The organism is Pseudomonas sp. SWRI18 (assembly GCF_014268345.1).
Classification (GTDB): domain Bacteria; phylum Pseudomonadota; class Gammaproteobacteria; order Pseudomonadales; family Pseudomonadaceae; genus Aquipseudomonas; species Aquipseudomonas cedrina.
This window is the reverse complement of the sequence record NZ_JACCQQ010000024.1, coordinates 55,189-71,396: the sequence shown is the minus strand read 5'-3', so window position 1 is coordinate 71,396 and position 16,208 is coordinate 55,189. Positions and strand designations below refer to the sequence as shown.

Sequence of the window (16,208 nt, the reverse complement as noted above, 5' to 3'; positions counted from 1 at the left end):
GACCACCAGTGCGATCAGTGTGAACGCACTGGCGCCGCGCGCAGGCCCAGGCGGCTGATCCACACCGCGCCCAGAATCACCAACCCACCCAGCGCCAGGCGCCCCAGCGGTTCGTGCTGGTTCCAGATCAGCAGGTTCAGCAGCAGGCCCACCGGCACATGCAAGTTGTTCATCACCGCCAGGGTGCCGCCATTGACCAGGCAGGCGCCCTTGTTCCACCAGTACAAACCCAGCGCAGTGCTGACCAACCCGAGGAACACCAGCACGCCCCATTGCAGCGGCGCTTCGGGCAGGAAGTCGGACTTGCCGAACAACAGAAACGCCGGCAGCACCACCAGCAAAGCACCCAGGTAGAAGTAGCCGAAGCGTCGATAGTGCGGCAAATCGCTCGGGTAACGCGCCACCAGATGCTTGTACATCACCTGCCCGGCGGCGTAGGTAAAGTTGGCCAGTTGCAGTAGTAGAAATCCCATCAGGAAGTGCGGGGTGATCTGGTCGAAACGAATCACCGCCGCGCCCGCTACCGCGACCAGCGCGGCGATCAATGCCCAGGGGTTGAAGCGCCGATTGAGGGCATCTTCGATCAGGGTCACATGCAGCGGCGTGAGGATGGTGAACAGCAGCACCTCCGGCACCGTGAGCACGCGAAAGCTCAAGTAGAGGCACACATACGTCACGCCGAACTGCAACGCGCCGATCACCAGCATGCCGCGCATGAAGGCCGGCTCCACCGAGCGCCAGCGGGTCAGCGGGATGAACACCAGCCCGGCCAGCACGACGCGCACCAGCACCGCGAAATAGCTGTCGACGTGACCGGCGAGGTATTCGCCGATCAAGCTGAAGGAAAATGCCTGTATCAGGGTGACAACCAGTAAATAGCCCATGTTCGCCTCGTTTCGTATGGGCGCGACATTAAAGGTTTTCGCCGGTTGAAGAAACTCGGAGCAAAAAAAACCCGACCTCGCTGAAGCGGCAGTCGGGCAGGAGCACTCAGGAGCAGAAAGTGCAAAGGGAGGTTCGATACGCGTACTTGAAGGGTTGGCGTGGAGCGATAAAAACACCCCGCGATTATGTGACGATTAAACGACCCGCCGGCTCAGGCGACGAGTTGAACCAGCAAGGCCTTGGCGTGATTGATGCCTTTTTCCTGGAAGTCCCCGCTCAGGTTCACCCCTTCGGCGTGGATGAAGGTGACATCGTGAATGCCGATAAAAGCCATGACCTGGCGCAGGTAAGGTTCCTGGTGATCGGAGCTGGCGCCGGTATGGATGCCGCCGCGAGCGGTGAGCACAATGGCGCGCTTGCCGGTCAGCAGGCCCTGAGGGCCGGTTGCGGTGTATTTGAAGGTCACACCGGCCCGCAACACATGATCCAGCCAGGCCTTGAGCGTACTGGGGATGGCGAAGTTGTACATCGGTGCAGCCATCACCAGCACGTCGGCCGCCAGCAGTTCGTTGGTCAATTCGTCGGAGCGATCCAGGGAGGCCTGTTCACGCTCGTTGCGTTGCTCCGTCGGCTTCATCCAGCCGCCGAGCAGGTTTGCGTCCAAGTGCGGGACCGGGTTGAGCGCCACGTCACGCACGGTGATCCGGTCCGCCGGGTGGGCGGCCTGCCACTGGCTGATGAACTGCCGGGTCAGCTGGCGCGAGATTGAATCCTGCTGGCGGGCGCTGCTTTCGATGATCAGAACATTGGACATGGCTTTGTAGGCTCCATCGGAAATTGCTGTAAGTCGATGGAGTGGAGATTAAACAGAGCAAATTCGATTAAAAAGCGCAAAAAACTGCTATAACCCATCTATAAATTTGTTTATATACCCGCGTGTTCCGCCAACGGCTTATTTCGGCGCGCAGGCCAGGGCGATACGCATCTTGATAATGGCGCGGTTGAACTTGGCGGTGGTGTTGGTGCTTTTACCCGCCGGCACCGTGACCGTCCTGCGGCGCGGTGCCTCCGGGCCGTTGGTGAAGATTACCGAGCAGACGGCGTCCCGGGTGCCGTAGTTATTGAGCTGGATCGAGCTGATATCGCCATCCACATCGGAGGCGGTGTAGTCGATGCTCACGCCGTCAATTTTTTTCGTCACGTCGATGGGGTAGGCAAACGCGCTCATCGGCAGCAGCGCCAGCAATACACAACAGAATTTTCTCATTCGACAGTCTCCAATAAGGACCGTCAGCTTAGGACAAGAGGAACCCATCTTGAAAGCGCCCCGCGTTACCCTCGATCAATGGCGCACGCTGCAAGCCGTGGTCGACCATGGCGGCTTCGCCCAGGCGGCCGAAGCGTTGCACCGTTCGCAGTCCTCGGTGAGCTATACCGTGGCCCGCATGCAGGACCAGCTCGGCGTACCGCTGCTGCGCATCGACGGGCGCAAGGCCGTGCTCACCGACGCCGGTGAAGTGCTGTTGCGCCGTTCCCGGCAACTGGTGAAAAACGCCAGCCAACTGGAAGACCTTGCCCATCATATGGAACAGGGCTGGGAAGCCGAAGTACGCCTGGTGGTGGACGCCGCCTACCCCAATGCGCGCCTGGTACGCGCCCTGACAGCCTTCATGCCGCAGAGCCGCGGCTGCCGGGTGCGCCTGCGTGAAGAAGTGCTATCCGGCGTCGAAGAGCTGTTGATCGAAGGCGTGGCGGACCTGGCGATCTGCGGCTTCAGCATCCCCGGCTACCTGGGCACTGAAATGAGCGATGTTGAATTCGTCGCCGTGGCCCATCCCGAACACGCCCTGCACCGCATGAATCGCGAGCTGAGCTTCCAGGACTTGGAAAGCCAGATGCAAGTGGTGATCCGCGACTCCGGCCGCCAGCAACCGCGTGATGTGGGTTGGCTCGGCGCCGAACAGCGCTGGACCGTCGGCAGCCTGGCTACCGCCGCCTCCTTCGTGGGCAGCGGCCTGGGCTTTGCCTGGTTGCCCCGGCACATGATCGAACGCGAACTCGCCGAAGGCGTGCTCAAGCAGCTACCCTTGGAACAGGGCGGCAGCCGTCACCCCACGTTCTACCTGTACTCGAACAAGGACAAACCCTTGGGGCCGGCGACGCAGATCCTCGTGGAACTGCTGCGCACCTTTGACACCGCCCCGCTGGACGCGCCTTTCGCCGCGCCCCGGCAAGCTTGAAACCGCAGGAGCGTGCAGGGACGACTTTCTCGACACCCCGTGGCGCACAACGAAAACTATGTAAAACTGCTGCCTGATGCGCGACGGTGGTGATCAAGGATTCCCGCCCTCAACCCGAGGTCTTTAACGCTACCCTGCTCGACTGCCTGAAGACCGTCGACACCCACTACCCAGGACCACTGACCCATGCTGAAAAAAATCGCCTTCTTTGCCGGTTCCGTACTGTTCGCCGCCAACCTGATGGCCGCCGAGCCCGCCAAGGCGCCTCATGTATTGATCTCCACCACCAATGGCGACATCGAAATCGAACTGGACCCGGTCAAGGCGCCGATCAGTACCAAGAATTTCCTGGCCTACGTCGACAAGGGCTTCTACACCAACACGATTTTCCACCGCGTGATTCCAGGCTTCATGGTCCAGGGTGGCGGGTTCACCCAGCAGATGTCGCAGAAGCCGACCGAAGCACCGATCAAGAACGAAGCCAGCAATGGCCTGCATAACGTGCGCGGCACCTTGTCCATGGCGCGCACCAACGATCCGAACTCGGCCACCAGCCAGTTCTTTATCAACGTGGCTGACAATGCCTTCCTCGACCCGGGCCGCGATGCCGGTTACGCGGTATTCGCCAAGGTGGTCAAGGGCATGGATGTGGTGGATGTGATCGTCAACTCGCAGACCACCACCAAGCAAGGCATGCAGAACGTGCCAATCGATCCTGTGTACATCAAGTCGGCCAAGCGCATCGACTGAGGTAACAGGTAGTCTCGCGCGCGGCCCACAAGGCTGCGCGCGCATTTGAAAGGAGAGCCCGCCAGTCGGGCGTCAAACCTGATGCTCTATCGCCGCTTTGAACACCTGATCGATATTTTCCGCGACGCCCCCGGCGAAGCCCCGCCCGATAAAGTCCTGCCCTTCTACCTCTACTACCTGCGCCAGGTGTGGCCGTGCTTTGCCGCGCTGCTGGTGGTGGGCCTGGTCGGTGCGCTGATCGAGGTCGCACTGTTCAGCTACCTGAGCCGCATCATCGACCTGGCCCAGGGCACGCCGCCCGCGAATTTCTTCCAGGTGCACAGCACCGAGCTGATCTGGATGGCCGTGGTCGCCCTGCTGCTGCGCCCGATTTTCAACGGCCTGCATGACTTGCTGGTGCACCAGACCATCAACCCCGGCATGACCAGCCTGATCCGCTGGCAGAACCACAGCTATGTGCTCAAGCAGAGCCTGAATTTCTTCCAGAATGATTTCGCCGGGCGCATCGCCCAGCGCATCATGCAAACCGGCAACTCGTTACGTGATTCCGCGGTGGCGACGGCTGAGGCGATCTGGCACGTGTCGATCTATGCCATCACCTCGCTGGTATTGTTTGCCGAGGCCGACTGGCGACTGATGATTCCGTTGATCACCTGGATCGTCTGCTACTGCCTGGCCTTGCGTTACTTCGTGCCGCGGGTCAAGGAGCGTTCGGTGATCTCCTCCGAAGCGCGCTCCAAGCTCATGGGGCGCATCGTCGACGGCTACACCAACATCACCACCTTGAAGCTGTTTGCCCATACGCAGAGCGAGCAGGAATACGCCAAGGAAGCGATCGTCGAGCAAACCGAAAAAACCCAACTGGCGGCGCGTGTGCTCACCAGCATGGATGCGGTCATCACCGTCCTGAACGGCCTGCTGATCGTCACCACCACCGGCCTGGCCCTGTGGCTGTGGACGCAGTCGCTGATCTCCGTAGGCGCCATCGCCCTGGCCACCGGCCTGGTGATTCGCATCGTCAACATGTCCGGCTGGATCATGTGGGTGGTCAACGGTATTTTCGAGAACATCGGCATCGTGCAGGATGGCCTCAAGACCATCGCCCAGCCGCTGGCGGTGGTCGACCGCGCCAACGCCCCGCGCCTGACGGTGCCCCATGGCGAAGTGCGTTTTGAGCAGGTGGATTTCCACTACGGCAAGCAGAGCGGGATCATTGGCGGCCTGAACCTCGAGATCAAGGCTGGGGAAAAGATCGGCCTGATCGGCCCGTCCGGTGCGGGCAAGTCGACCTTAGTCAATTTGCTGCTGCGCCTCTATGACCTGCAGGGCGGACGCATCCTGATCGACGGCCAGAACATCGCCGAAGTCGCCCAGGAAAGCCTGCGCGAGCAGATCGGCATGATCACCCAGGATACGTCGCTGCTGCACCGTTCGATCCGCGACAACCTGCTGTACGGCAAGCCCGACGCCACGGACGAGCAACTCATGGCCGCCGTGCACAAGGCTCGCGCCGATGAGTTCATCCCGCTGCTGTCGGACGCCGAAGGCCGCACCGGGCTGGACGCACATGTGGGTGAGCGCGGGGTGAAACTCTCCGGGGGCCAGCGCCAACGTATCGCCATCGCCCGCGTGCTGCTCAAGGACGCGCCGATTCTGATCATGGACGAAGCCACTTCGGCGCTGGACTCGGAAGTGGAAGCGGCGATCCAAGAAAGCCTGGAGACCTTGATGCAGGGCAAGACCGTGATTGCAATTGCGCACCGGCTGTCGACCATCGCGCGGATGGACCGCCTTGTGGTGCTGGAGAAAGGCCGGATTGCCGAGAGCGGCAGCCATGCCGAGTTGCTGGCCCATGGCGGGTTGTATGCGCGATTGTGGCAGCATCAGACCGGGGGCTTCGTCGGCATCGACTGAAAAGCACCGCAACTCCCACATTTGATCAGCGCCAGACGCCCATTCCGTTGAGCCTGGCGCTTTTTTTGTACCCTGGATTTGTACCAAAAGCCTGCTGTAATTCAATACAGTGCCCAGACGGGCGCTGAAGTAAATCTGCAGGGAGCATCACTGATTTACTGATTCGGTAGAGCGATCTATCAAGGACGTGTGGCATGTCTTTGTTCAAGCGTTCAGTCACAGAGGGGTTAGGAACGTTTTGGCTGGTGTTGGGCGGGTGCGGGAGTGCGGTATTGGCCGCAGCGTTTCCCGCAGTCGGAATAGGGTTGCTGGGTGTGTCCCTGGCGTTCGGGCTCACGGTGCTGACCATGGCCTTCGCCATCGGGCATATCAGCGGTTGTCACCTCAACCCGGCGGTGTCGGTGGGGCTGGTCGTGGGCGGAAGGTTTCCGGCCAGGGAGTTACCGGCCTATGTCGTGGCGCAGGTCATCGGCGGCACATTCGCCGCTGCGCTGTTGTATTTCATTGCCAGCGGAAAACCTGGGTTCGAACTGGCCTCGGGCCTGGCGTCCAACGGTTATGGGCTGCATTCGCCCGGCGGTTATTCGATGGCGGCGGGGTTTGTCAGTGAACTGGTGATGACCGCGATGTTTGTAGTGATCATCCTCGGCGCCACCGACCGCCGTGCCCCGCCGGGCCTCGCGCCCATCGCCATCGGCCTGGCGCTGACCCTCATCCACCTGATCTCCATTCCCGTGACCAACACCTCGGTCAACCCGGCCCGCAGTACCGGCCCGGCACTGATCGTCGGCGGGTGGGCGATCCAGCAATTGTGGATGTTCTGGCTCGCGCCAATCCTCGGCGCGGTAATCGGCGGGTTCGGCTATCGATGGCTGGGCAAGGAGGGGTCGAGCTGAAGCAACATGTTGTCCTTTGTAGTGAGCGGGCTTGCCCCGCGCTGGGCGGCGAAGCGGCCCCAATAAACACACCGCCGCCTCCAGATAGAACCGGGTCGCCTGGTTTGGGGCGGCTTCGCCGCCCAGCGCGGGACAAGCCCGCTCACTACAATCACTTACCGGTTATCGAAACCTGTATTTGACTGCCGATACGGCAGGGCTGCCCTCGCCTCTTCGGCATACGCCAAAATCCCCACCCGCTCGCGCTCGAGGAAATCCTCCACGGCGTTCTTCAACCCCGGATGGCGCAGGTAGTGCCAGGAGCGCGTAATCACCGGCTCAAAACCGCGTATCAACTTGTGCTCGCCCTGGGCCCCCGCGTCGAAGCGTTGCACGCCGTGGGCGATGGCGTAGTCCATGCCCTGGTAGAAGCAGGTTTCGAAATGCAGGCGGTCGAATTCCGCCAGGCAGCCCCAATAGCGGCCATAGAAACTGTCGCCGCCGATCAGGCTGAACGCCATGGCCACCGGGCGGGTACCTTGCTTGGCCAGCACCACGCGAATCGCTTCGGGCATGCGCTCGGCCAGCAGGCTGAAAAAGGCGCGGGTCAGGTAAGGCGCCTGGCGGCGCACTGCATAGGTGTTGGCGTAGCAGGCGTAGACAAAATCCCACTGCGCTTCACTCAGTTCATGGCCTTGCAACCATTCGAACTCGATGCCCTGCCCGGCGACTTGTTCGCGTTCCTTGCGCATCTGTTTGCGCTTGCGTGAGCTCAAGGCATCGAGGAAATCCTGGAAGTCGCGATAGCCACGGTTCTGCCAGTGAAACTGACAGCCGAGGCGCTGCAACCAGCCCGGTTGTTGCGCCAGTGCATCATCGGCCAAGCCATCGGTGAAGTTGATATGGGCACTGGAAAGCCCTTCTATTTCCAGGTAGCCCGGCAAGCTTTTCAGCAGTTCGAAACCGTCGTCAGCAGTGGCTGCCAACAAGCGCGGCCCGGTGACCGGGCTGAACGGCACGGCCGTCAGCAACTTGGGGTAATAATCGATGCCGGCCCGCTCACAGGCATCGGCCCAGCCGTGATCGAACACGTACTCCCCGTAGGAATGCCACTTGCGATAACCGGGCAGCGCCGCCACCAGCCGATCGCCTTCCCAGTGCAACAAATGCTCCGGCTGCCAGCCCGACTGCGGACCCAGGCTGGCGCTGTCCTCCAGCGCGCTCAGGAAGGCATGCCGCACGAACGGCTGGCCCTGCGGCACCAGCGCGTCCCAGGCTTGCGGGGCGATCTCGGACAGGCTGTCCAGGCGTTGCAACGGCATTGGCATCCTCACTGGTTCAGGGGCGTGAAAGCTTCGCGAGTATCGCTGATCGCCGGGCTTCGCACACCCCCGTTTCGCGCGACAAGGCTCTGGTTCGATAGTTCCAGCCAAGCCAAATTGTCATGTAGATGACATCACTTAGCCACCGCTGCGTCATAAACCGTCGCGATACTGACGCCTGTTTTTAGAGCGCCTGGTTCTAGCAGGTGGTTATTTTTTCCGTCCGTCATCGGTCGGTTGTGTCCTGGATGGTTTGCCATCCCTCCTCACTTTCGGAGATTGATATGCGTCTTGCTTCCACTAAAACTGCGGCAGCCCTGTGCGGCGGCCTTTTACTGGCCCTGAGCGTTCCGGCCAGCGCCGCAGTCGACGCTAAATTGCTCGACATGCTCAAGGCCAACGGCCAGATCACCGCAGCGCAGTACACAGAACTGCAAAGCGAGTTGGCCAAGGACCAGAAAGAACAGCAGATCGCACGGCAAGCTCAACAAGAGACCAACGAACAGATCGCGGCCACCGCGAAGAAAACCAACGAGCTGAGCAGCTTCGACCAGAAGCTGGCCTGGGCCGCCAAGACCCAGCTCAAAGGCGATGTGCGCTTTCGTCATGAGACCATCAAGATCGACGGCACCCCCAACAATGGCGGCAAAGACAAGGACCGTGAACGTATTCGTGCCCGCCTGGGCGCGTTTACCGAAATCAACTCGCAAGTCGACACCGGCATCCGCGTCGCCACCGGCAGCAGCGACGATGCTCGTTCCACCAACCAGGACCTGGACGGCTACTTCGATAAGAAGTCGATCTGGCTGGACCTGGGCTACATCGACTACCACCCGACCCAAATCAAGAATCTGCACGTGATCGGCGGCAAGATGTTGCAGCCTTGGGTCAGCATGGCCGACGTGATCTGGGACAGCGATATCAACCCGGAAGGTCTGGCCCTGACCTACAAATACCCGCTGGGCAGCAGCGCCGAGCTGTTCGGCAGCCTGGGCAACTACAGCCTCAAGGACAACGTCAACGGCGACGGCGTGCAGTTTCGCAACGACCTGCGCATGACGGCTGGCCAACTGGGCTCGCGCTTCTCACTGACCGACAACCTGAAACTGACCCTGGGCGGTAGCGTCTACGCGTTCCAGAACGACGAAGACAGCCGTTGCCCGACCGCCACCGGCACCACGCCAGGCTGCCTGACCCCAAGCGAAACCGTCGCCAATACCACCGCAGGCAATGCCAGCGAATACCGCCTGTACGAAGGCTTCAGCCAAGTCGATATCGGCGGCCTGGCGGTACCGTTGTCGTTCTACGGCCAGTACGTGCAGAACACCAAAGCCACCGACAAAGACAAGGACACCGCCTGGTTGCTCGGTGCCAAATCCAAGGTGTTCGGCTTGAACCTGGACTACAACTACCGCGACGTACAGCGCTACGCAGTGGTCGGTGCCTTCACCGATTCGGACTTCGCCGGGGGCTTTACCGGCGCACGTGGTCACAAGTTCAAGGTCGGTTACGACATCGACAAGAACTTCGCCATCGGCGCCACCTACTTCCTGACCAAGGCAGACTACGCCAGCGCCACCGGCTATCGTGATGCCAACGCCAACACCCTTCAGCTGGATGCAGAAGCGAAGTTCTAACCTTCAGTGTTGAACGCCTCGGGCCAGGACGGCCCGGGGTGGCTGCAACAGTCTTGCGCGGGTGGATCGGTCCCCATCATCCGTCCGTTCCACCTGCGCGAGCCTTTCTATTCCCCGCCTTTGCGGTCCTTGAGCCGTTCTTCAGCCAACCGTTGCGCCAAGGCATCCACCCCCTCTACCGGTTCATCCGGCATGATCTTCAGCGTCGCCTGCATCAGGCGCATCTGGCGGATAAACCGTCGGCAGTTCGGGCAGAACATCAAGTGATGACGCACCAGCAGACGCTCGCGAAAGGTCAATTGCCCATCGAGATAGTCACTGGAACGTGCCACTTGTTCTTTGCAGGTCAACATTCGCCCGTTTCCTCAAAATGCTCCACCGTGGCGAAGACTTTAAGCCGCGCTCGATGCAATAACACCCGCACATTGGACAGCGAGAGCGTGAGCAGATTACAAATCTCTTCCAGCTCCAGGCCCTGGCGTTCACGCAGCACCAGCACGCTGCTCTGTAACTGCGACAAACTCAGCAACGTATGCTCCAGGCACTTGCGCAGTTCATCCTCGGTCAGCAAGGCTTCCGGGGTGTCCTGGTGCCAGGCATAAGGGGCGACGGCCCAGTGGCCATCGTCGGGTGCGAAGCGATCGTCACCAATAGTGCCGTGCGGTGAGGGCAAGTCGTCGAGCAGCACTTCGCGACGATTCTGCTTGTAGCGCCCCTTGGCGGCGTTGGCGGTGATGGTCAACAGCCACGTCTTGAGGCTGGAACGCCCTTCGAACCTGGCCAGGTTGCGCACCACCGAAAGCCACGCATCCTGCACGACTTCATCGGCGTGGCGCTGGCCGACAATGGCATAGGCCACGGCACGCATGGCGCTCTGGTATTGAGTGACCAACTCCTTGTAGGCCCGTTGCTCACCCTTGAGCAGCCGTTCAAGCAGGTGCGCGTCGTCCGCTGCTGCCATTGTTTACCTCGAATCTCTGCAACTCTATCCCTGTGGGAGCTGGCTTGCCTGCGATGCAGACACCTCGGTCGTTCAGTCGAACCGAGTTGATACCATCGCAGCGATGCGGCGACCCGACAAGCCAGCTCCCACATTGACCGCGTTTGGTCTCGATATCAGCGTTTACGCAGGATCACGCTGCCAATCGAATAGCCCGCGCCAAACGAGCTGAGCACCGCCACGCTACCCTTGGGCAAATCGTCCTGGTAGGTGTGGAACGCAATCACCGAACCCGCCGAGCTGGTATTGGCGTAGGTATCGAGGATCACCGGGGCTTCTTCCACGGTGGCTTCGCGGCCCAGCAACTTCTTTACGATCAGGTGGTTCATGCTCAGGTTGGCCTGGTGCAGCCAGAAGCGCTTCACATCGGTCACGTCCAGCTGGTTTTCCTGCAAATGCACGCCGATCAATTCGGCAACCATCGGGCAGACGTCACGGAACACCTTGCGGCCTTCCTGCACGAACAGCTTGTCGGGCGCGCCGATGCCTTCTTCCGCCGCGCGGTTAAGGAAGCCGAAGTTGTTACGGATGTTGTTGGAGAACTGGGTCAGCAGCTTGGTGCTCACCACGTCGAACTGATGCTCGGAGGTCGCCAGGTCGGCGCGCTCCAGGATCACCGCAGTGGCCGCGTCGCCAAAGATGAAATGGCTGTCGCGATCGCGGAAGTTCAGGTGCCCGGTGCAGACCTCCGGGTTGACCATCAGGATCGCCCGCGCCTGGCCCAGCTGGATGCTGTTGGCGGCGTTCTGGATGCCGAAGGTAGCCGAGGAACAGGCCACGTTCATGTCAAAACCGAAACCCTCGATGCCCAGGGCTTCCTGGACTTCAATGGCGATGGCCGGGTAGGCGCGCTGCAGGTTGGAGCAGGCCACGATCACGCCGTCGATGTCGGCGGCGGTCTTGCCGGCGCGTTGCAGCGCTTGCTCGGCGGCGCCGACGGCCATCTGGCAGAGCACCGACCATTCGTCGTTGCTGCGCTCCGGCAGGCGTGGGGCCATGCGCCGGGGGTCGAGAATGCCGTCCTTGTCCATCACGAAGCGGCTCTTGATGCCCGAGGCTTTCTCGATGAAGGCTGCGCTGGATTCGGTCAGCGCCTGTACCTCACCGCGCTCGATGGCGGCAGCGTTTTCGCTGTTGAACTGTTGCACGTAAGCATTGAAAGACTGCACCAGCTCTTCGTTGGAAATGCTGTTGGCCGGGGTGTACAGGCCAGTGCCGCTGATGACGACGTTATGCACGGTCGTTCCTCTAAAAATCTGTCAGGCAGAAGATATTGGTACCGTCGTACCAAACTGTAAGTGGTCCGATGCCGCACCGCGGGCACCAAACCGGCATCGCTTTATTCCATCACGCCGCAGCCCTTCACGACGATCATGGCATTTATAGCGACGAAGTTTGCCACAAAGCCTGGGATTTGGCGCCATATCCCCATAAACACCCTATTTGTAGAGGCTGGGAGATGCACAATCATTGTAGTGAGCGGGCTTGCCCCGCGCTGGGTGGCGAAGCCGCCCCAATCCAGAACAACGCATTCTTCCAGACAGAACTCAGGCGCCTGGTTTTGGGGCGGCTTCGCCGCCCAGCGCGGGGCAAGCCCGCTCACTACAGGGGGACAGGCAGACTTCAGGGCTCTACCTGACTCCACTGCTTGCTCAGGCGCTTGTCGGAAATCGGCACTTTGGTGCCCAATTGCTGGCCAAACAGCGACACGCGATATTCTTCCAGCCACCAGCGGTAAAGCTCCAGCTGGGGATCGCGCTTGCCTTCCTGGGTGTGTTTTTTCAGGCGGGTTTCGTACTGCGTCCAAAGACCGCTGAGTTCGCTGCTCCATACCCGGTCCTTTTGCACCTGGCTGGGCAGTTTTTCCAGGCGCAGTTCAATGGCCTTGAGGTAACGCGGCAATTCCTTGAACCACTGCGCCGGGGTTTCGCGCACGAACCCTGGGTACACCAGGTTGCCCAGTTGCTGCTTGATGTCGTTCAGGGCCACGGCCTGGGCGAGGTCGATCTTGCCCTTGAAGCGTTTTTGCAGGCCGTGCCACAGTTTCAGCACCTCCAGGGTCAGGCGCGCCAGGCGTTCGGCCTGTTCAGTCCATCCGCCACGTTTACGCTCAGCCAACGCCGCCAGGCCGGCACCGTCGCGCGGCAGGCTGGCCTCACCTTCGAGCACGCAGGTGTCGAGGCTGGCCAACAGAATATCTTCGACCAATGCATCGATGCGCCCCAGTTCGCGGTACATCAGGCCCAGTTCGGTCAGGCCCGGCAATTTGCCGCGCAGGAATTTCGCAGGTTCCGCCAATTGCTGCATCAGCAAGCGCTGCAACGCGCGACGGTGCTGGAACTCCGCTTCCGCCGCCGTCGAGAAACGACCTTCCTTGACCGTGCCATTTTCTTCCACCAGTGCCGGGTACACCGTCATCGACAGCCCGGCGATTTTCTGCTGGGTCTTTTCCGCCACCGGCGCAAATACCTTGGCTTGCACCGGCTGTTGGCTCTTCGCGGTTTGCGGCACGGCCAACGCGGCCTGGCTGGCTTGGGCAAAGCGCGCCGTCAGCTCGGCCAGGTCACGGCCTTCGCCAAGGAACTTGCCCTGGCCGTCGACCACTTCCAGGTTCATCTTCAAGTGGCTTTCCACCTGCTGCGCGGCCTCGGCCCAGGCTTCATCGCTGACCCGCGCGCCGGTCATGCGCAGCAGTTCGCGGCCCAGCGCCTGGGGCAGCGAACCCTGGCCGAATTCGATTCGTTGCAGCGCCGCCTTGACGAAGTCAGGCACCGGCACGAAGTTCTTGCGCAGGGCCTTGGGCAGGTTGCGCACCAGGGCGATGCACTTGGCCTCGATCACCCCCGGTACCAGCCATTCCAGACGCTCCGACGGCAAGGCCGGCAGCAGCGGCGCCGGCACGCGCAGGGTCACGCCGTCGCGCGGGTGGTTGGGTTCGAAGTGGTAACTCAAGGCCAGTTCCAGATCGCCCAGGTGCAGGGTGTCCGGATAATGCGCGGCGGTGACCTCACTAGCTTCGCGGGCCAGCACGTCTTCTTCGCGCATGATCAGCAGTTGCGGGTCTTTCTGGCTGTTGACCTTGTACCAGCTGTCGAAGGTGGCGGTCTGGTGAATTTCCGCAGGCAGGCGCGCATCGTAGAAGGCATACAAGGTTTCTTCGTCCGCCAGGATGTCGCGGCGGCGCGCCTTGGCTTCCAGCTCGTCGAGCTGTTCCAGCAGTTGCTGGTTGGCCGTGAGGCACTTGGCGCGGGACTGGATCTCGCCACGCACCAGGCCTTCGCGAATAAACAGCTCGCGCGACACCACCGGGTCAATCGGCCCGTAATGCACCGGCCGCCGCCCGACCACGATCAGGCCGAACAGGGTGATCTGCTCAAACGCCACGACCTGGCCGCGCTTCTTCTCCCAGTGCGGCTCGAAGTGGTTTTTCTTGATCAGGTGCCCGGCCAGAGGCTCGATCCAGTCGGCGTCGATCTTGGCCACCATGCGCGCATACAGCTTGGTGGTTTCCACCAGTTCGGCGGTCATCAGCCATTGCGGGCGTTTCTTGCCGATGCCCGACGAGGGGTGAATCCAGAAGCGGCGCTGGCGCGCGCCCAGGTAGTCGCCGTCCTCGGTCTTCTGGCCGATCTGGCTGAGCAAGCCGGACAACACCGCCTTGTGCAATTTCGGGAAGTCCGCAGGCTCCTTGTTGATCGTCAACTGCATGTCGCGGCAGATCAGGCTCAACTGGCGATGGGAGTCGCGCCACTCACGCAGGCGCAGGTAATTGAGGAAGTTCTTGCGGCACCAGTTGCGCAGCGGGCTGGCGGTGAGTGCCTGGCGCTGTTCTTCAAAGCCGCGCCATAGGTTGACCAGCCCGGCGAAGTCCGAATCCGCATCCTTCCACTGCGCGTGGGCCTGGTCAGCGGCCTGCTGACGCTCCGGCGGGCGCTCGCGCGGGTCCTGGATCGACATGGCGCTGGCGACGATCAGCACTTCCTGCAAACTGCCAAGCTTGGCGGCTTCCAGCAGCATGCGGCCCATGCGCGGGTCGACCGGCAGGCGCGCCAGCTGACGGCCCAGCGGGGTGAGCTGACTGTTGCGGTCCACCGCCGAGAGTTCTTGCAACAGATTGAAACCGTCGCTGATGGCCTTGCCATCCGGCGGTTCGATAAACGGGAAATCGGTGATTTCGCCGAGGCGCAGGTGCAGCATCTGCAGGATCACGGCGGCGAGGTTGGTGCGCAGGATCTCCGGGTCGGTAAATTCCGGACGGCCGATAAAGTCTTCTTCGCTGTACAAGCGAATGCAAATACCCGGCTCGACGCGGCCGCAACGGCCTTTACGCTGGTTGGCGCTGGCCTGGGAAATCGCCTCGATCGGCAGGCGCTGCACCTTGGCGCGGTAGCTGTAGCGGCTGATGCGCGCGGTGCCGCTGTCGATCACGTAGCGAATGCCCGGCACGGTCAGCGAGGTTTCCGCGACGTTGGTCGCCAGCACCACACGCCGGCCCGGGTGGGACTGGAAGATGCGCTGCTGTTCGGCCGGCGACAGGCGTGCATACAGCGGCAGGATTTCGGTGTGCTTGAGCTGGGCCTTGCGCAGCATCTCAGCGGCGTCACGAATCTCGCGCTCGCCCGGCAAAAACACCAGCACATCGCCAGGGCTGCGCCGCTCGCTGCGCTCATAGGCGGCGATTTCATCCAGAGTTGCCAGGATCGCCTGGTCGACCGTCAAGTCATCCTCGACGCGGTTGCCCTCCTCGTCCTGCTCCAGGGTCAGCGGGCGGTACCAGGTGTCCACCGGGAAGGTGCGGCCCGAGACTTCGACGATCGGCGCATCGTCGAAGTGCTTGGAGAAGCGCTCCAGGTCGATGGTCGCCGAGGTGATGATGACTTTAAGGTCCGGACGGCGCGGCAGCAGGGTTTTCAGGTAGCCCAGCAGGAAGTCGATGTTCAGGCTGCGTTCGTGGGCCTCGTCGACGATGATCGTGTCGTAGCGTTCCAGGTAGCGATCGTTCTGGGTTTCGGCCAGGAGGATGCCGTCGGTCATCAGCTTGATCAGCGTGTTGGAATCGCTCTGGTCTTCGAAGCGCACTTGATAGCCGACCAGCGCACCCAGCGGCGTGGCCAACTCTTCGGCAACCCGACTGGCGACGCTGCGCGCGGCGATCCGGCGCGGCTGGGTGTGACCGATCAGGCCGTACTGGCCACGGCCGATTTCCAGGCAGATCTTCGGCAACTGAGTGGTTTTACCCGAGCCGGTTTCGCCGGCAATGATCAGCACCTGATGCTTGTTCAGCGCCGCTTTGATCTCATCGCGCTTGGCGGCAATCGGCAGGCTGTCGTCGTAGCGGATCACCGGCAGGCTGGCCCGCCGCGCCACGACCTGCGCGCACGATGCCTGCATGCGCGCCACCCACTGCGCCAATTTGCCCTCGTCGGGCTTCTTGCGCAGCTCGAGCAACTGCCGGCGCAAGCGCTGGCGGTCGGCGAGCATGGCGTGATCGAGGGTTTTGAGCAGTTGGTCGATGGTGGGCGCTTGTTCAGTCATCAGGGCGGCAAAGGTCTTCTGGGTAAGGCAGGTGAGGCCTGCGTTGCGTT

At 61.6% G+C, this 16,208-nt stretch carries 13 protein-coding genes; 5 read left to right on the top strand and 8 right to left on the bottom strand.

The window, feature by feature from the left end; genetic code table 11:
- Positions 1-14: 14 nt before the first annotated feature.
- The 3 genes from H0Z09_RS22840 to H0Z09_RS22830 form a co-directional block, all read right to left on the bottom strand.
- Positions 15-884: a carboxylate/amino acid/amine transporter gene (locus H0Z09_RS22840; protein ID WP_076952903.1), complete on the bottom strand. Its 870-nt coding sequence runs from the start codon at positions 882-884 to the stop codon at positions 15-17.
- A gap of 212 nt (positions 885-1,096) precedes the next feature.
- The gene (locus tag H0Z09_RS22835; RefSeq protein WP_186693701.1) at positions 1,097-1,699 is read right to left on the bottom strand and encodes an FMN-dependent NADH-azoreductase; all 603 of its coding nucleotides are present in this window, start codon (positions 1,697-1,699) and stop codon (positions 1,097-1,099) included.
- A gap of 138 nt (positions 1,700-1,837) precedes the next feature.
- A complete protein-coding gene (locus H0Z09_RS22830) occupies positions 1,838-2,152 on the bottom strand; it encodes a 3-phosphoglycerate kinase (protein WP_186693698.1) in 315 nt (104 codons plus the stop codon).
- 49 nt (positions 2,153-2,201) lie between these two features.
- On the opposite strand from H0Z09_RS22830, the gene H0Z09_RS22825 reads away from it, so the two are divergent.
- The 4 genes from H0Z09_RS22825 (at position 2,202) to aqpZ (ending at position 6,685) form a co-directional block, all read left to right on the top strand.
- Positions 2,202-3,125, top strand: coding sequence for a LysR family transcriptional regulator (locus H0Z09_RS22825; RefSeq protein WP_076952900.1), 924 nt, complete (start codon positions 2,202-2,204; stop codon positions 3,123-3,125).
- Between the two features lie 186 nt (positions 3,126-3,311).
- Entirely contained in the window at positions 3,312-3,875 is a 564-nt protein-coding gene (locus tag H0Z09_RS22820; protein WP_076952899.1) for a peptidylprolyl isomerase, read from the top strand.
- 81 nt (positions 3,876-3,956) lie between these two features.
- A complete protein-coding gene (locus tag H0Z09_RS22815; RefSeq protein WP_186693696.1) occupies positions 3,957-5,789 on the top strand; it encodes an ABC transporter ATP-binding protein in 1,833 nt (610 codons plus the stop codon).
- Between the two features lie 194 nt (positions 5,790-5,983).
- Positions 5,984-6,685, top strand: a complete 702-nt coding sequence (gene aqpZ / locus H0Z09_RS22810; protein WP_186693694.1) for an aquaporin Z — start codon at positions 5,984-5,986, stop codon at positions 6,683-6,685.
- A gap of 155 nt (positions 6,686-6,840) precedes the next feature.
- Here the strand turns inward: aqpZ and H0Z09_RS22805 are convergent, their stop codons facing one another.
- On the bottom strand, positions 6,841-7,986 hold the full coding sequence (locus H0Z09_RS22805; RefSeq protein WP_186693692.1) for a GNAT family N-acetyltransferase: 1,146 nt from the start codon (positions 7,984-7,986) through the stop codon (positions 6,841-6,843).
- A gap of 284 nt (positions 7,987-8,270) precedes the next feature.
- Between H0Z09_RS22805 and H0Z09_RS22800 the strand changes: the two genes are divergently transcribed.
- Positions 8,271-9,623, top strand: a complete 1,353-nt coding sequence (locus H0Z09_RS22800; protein WP_186693690.1) for a putative porin — start codon at positions 8,271-8,273, stop codon at positions 9,621-9,623.
- A 107-nt stretch (positions 9,624-9,730) separates the two neighbouring features.
- Here H0Z09_RS22800 and H0Z09_RS22795 read toward each other — a convergent pair whose 3' ends face one another.
- The 4 genes from H0Z09_RS22795 to hrpA all read right to left on the bottom strand — a co-directional run bounded on the left by H0Z09_RS22795 (position 9,731) and on the right by hrpA (position 16,158).
- Positions 9,731-9,976, bottom strand: coding sequence for a zf-HC2 domain-containing protein (locus H0Z09_RS22795; RefSeq protein WP_186693687.1), 246 nt, complete (start codon positions 9,974-9,976; stop codon positions 9,731-9,733).
- Positions 9,970-10,584 carry a sigma-70 family RNA polymerase sigma factor gene (locus tag H0Z09_RS22790; RefSeq protein WP_186693685.1) on the bottom strand — a complete coding sequence of 205 codons (615 nt, stop codon included), beginning with the start codon at positions 10,582-10,584 and terminating at the stop codon, positions 9,970-9,972. Before H0Z09_RS22790 ends, H0Z09_RS22795 begins: the two co-directional genes overlap by 7 nt.
- Positions 10,585-10,739: 155 nt before the next feature.
- Entirely contained in the window at positions 10,740-11,861 is a 1,122-nt protein-coding gene (locus tag H0Z09_RS22785) for a beta-ketoacyl-ACP synthase III (RefSeq protein ID WP_186693683.1), read from the bottom strand.
- A gap of 385 nt (positions 11,862-12,246) precedes the next feature.
- Entirely contained in the window at positions 12,247-16,158 is a 3,912-nt protein-coding gene (gene hrpA / locus H0Z09_RS22780; RefSeq protein ID WP_186693681.1) for an ATP-dependent RNA helicase HrpA, read from the bottom strand.
- Between the last annotated feature and the right edge of the window lie 50 nt (positions 16,159-16,208).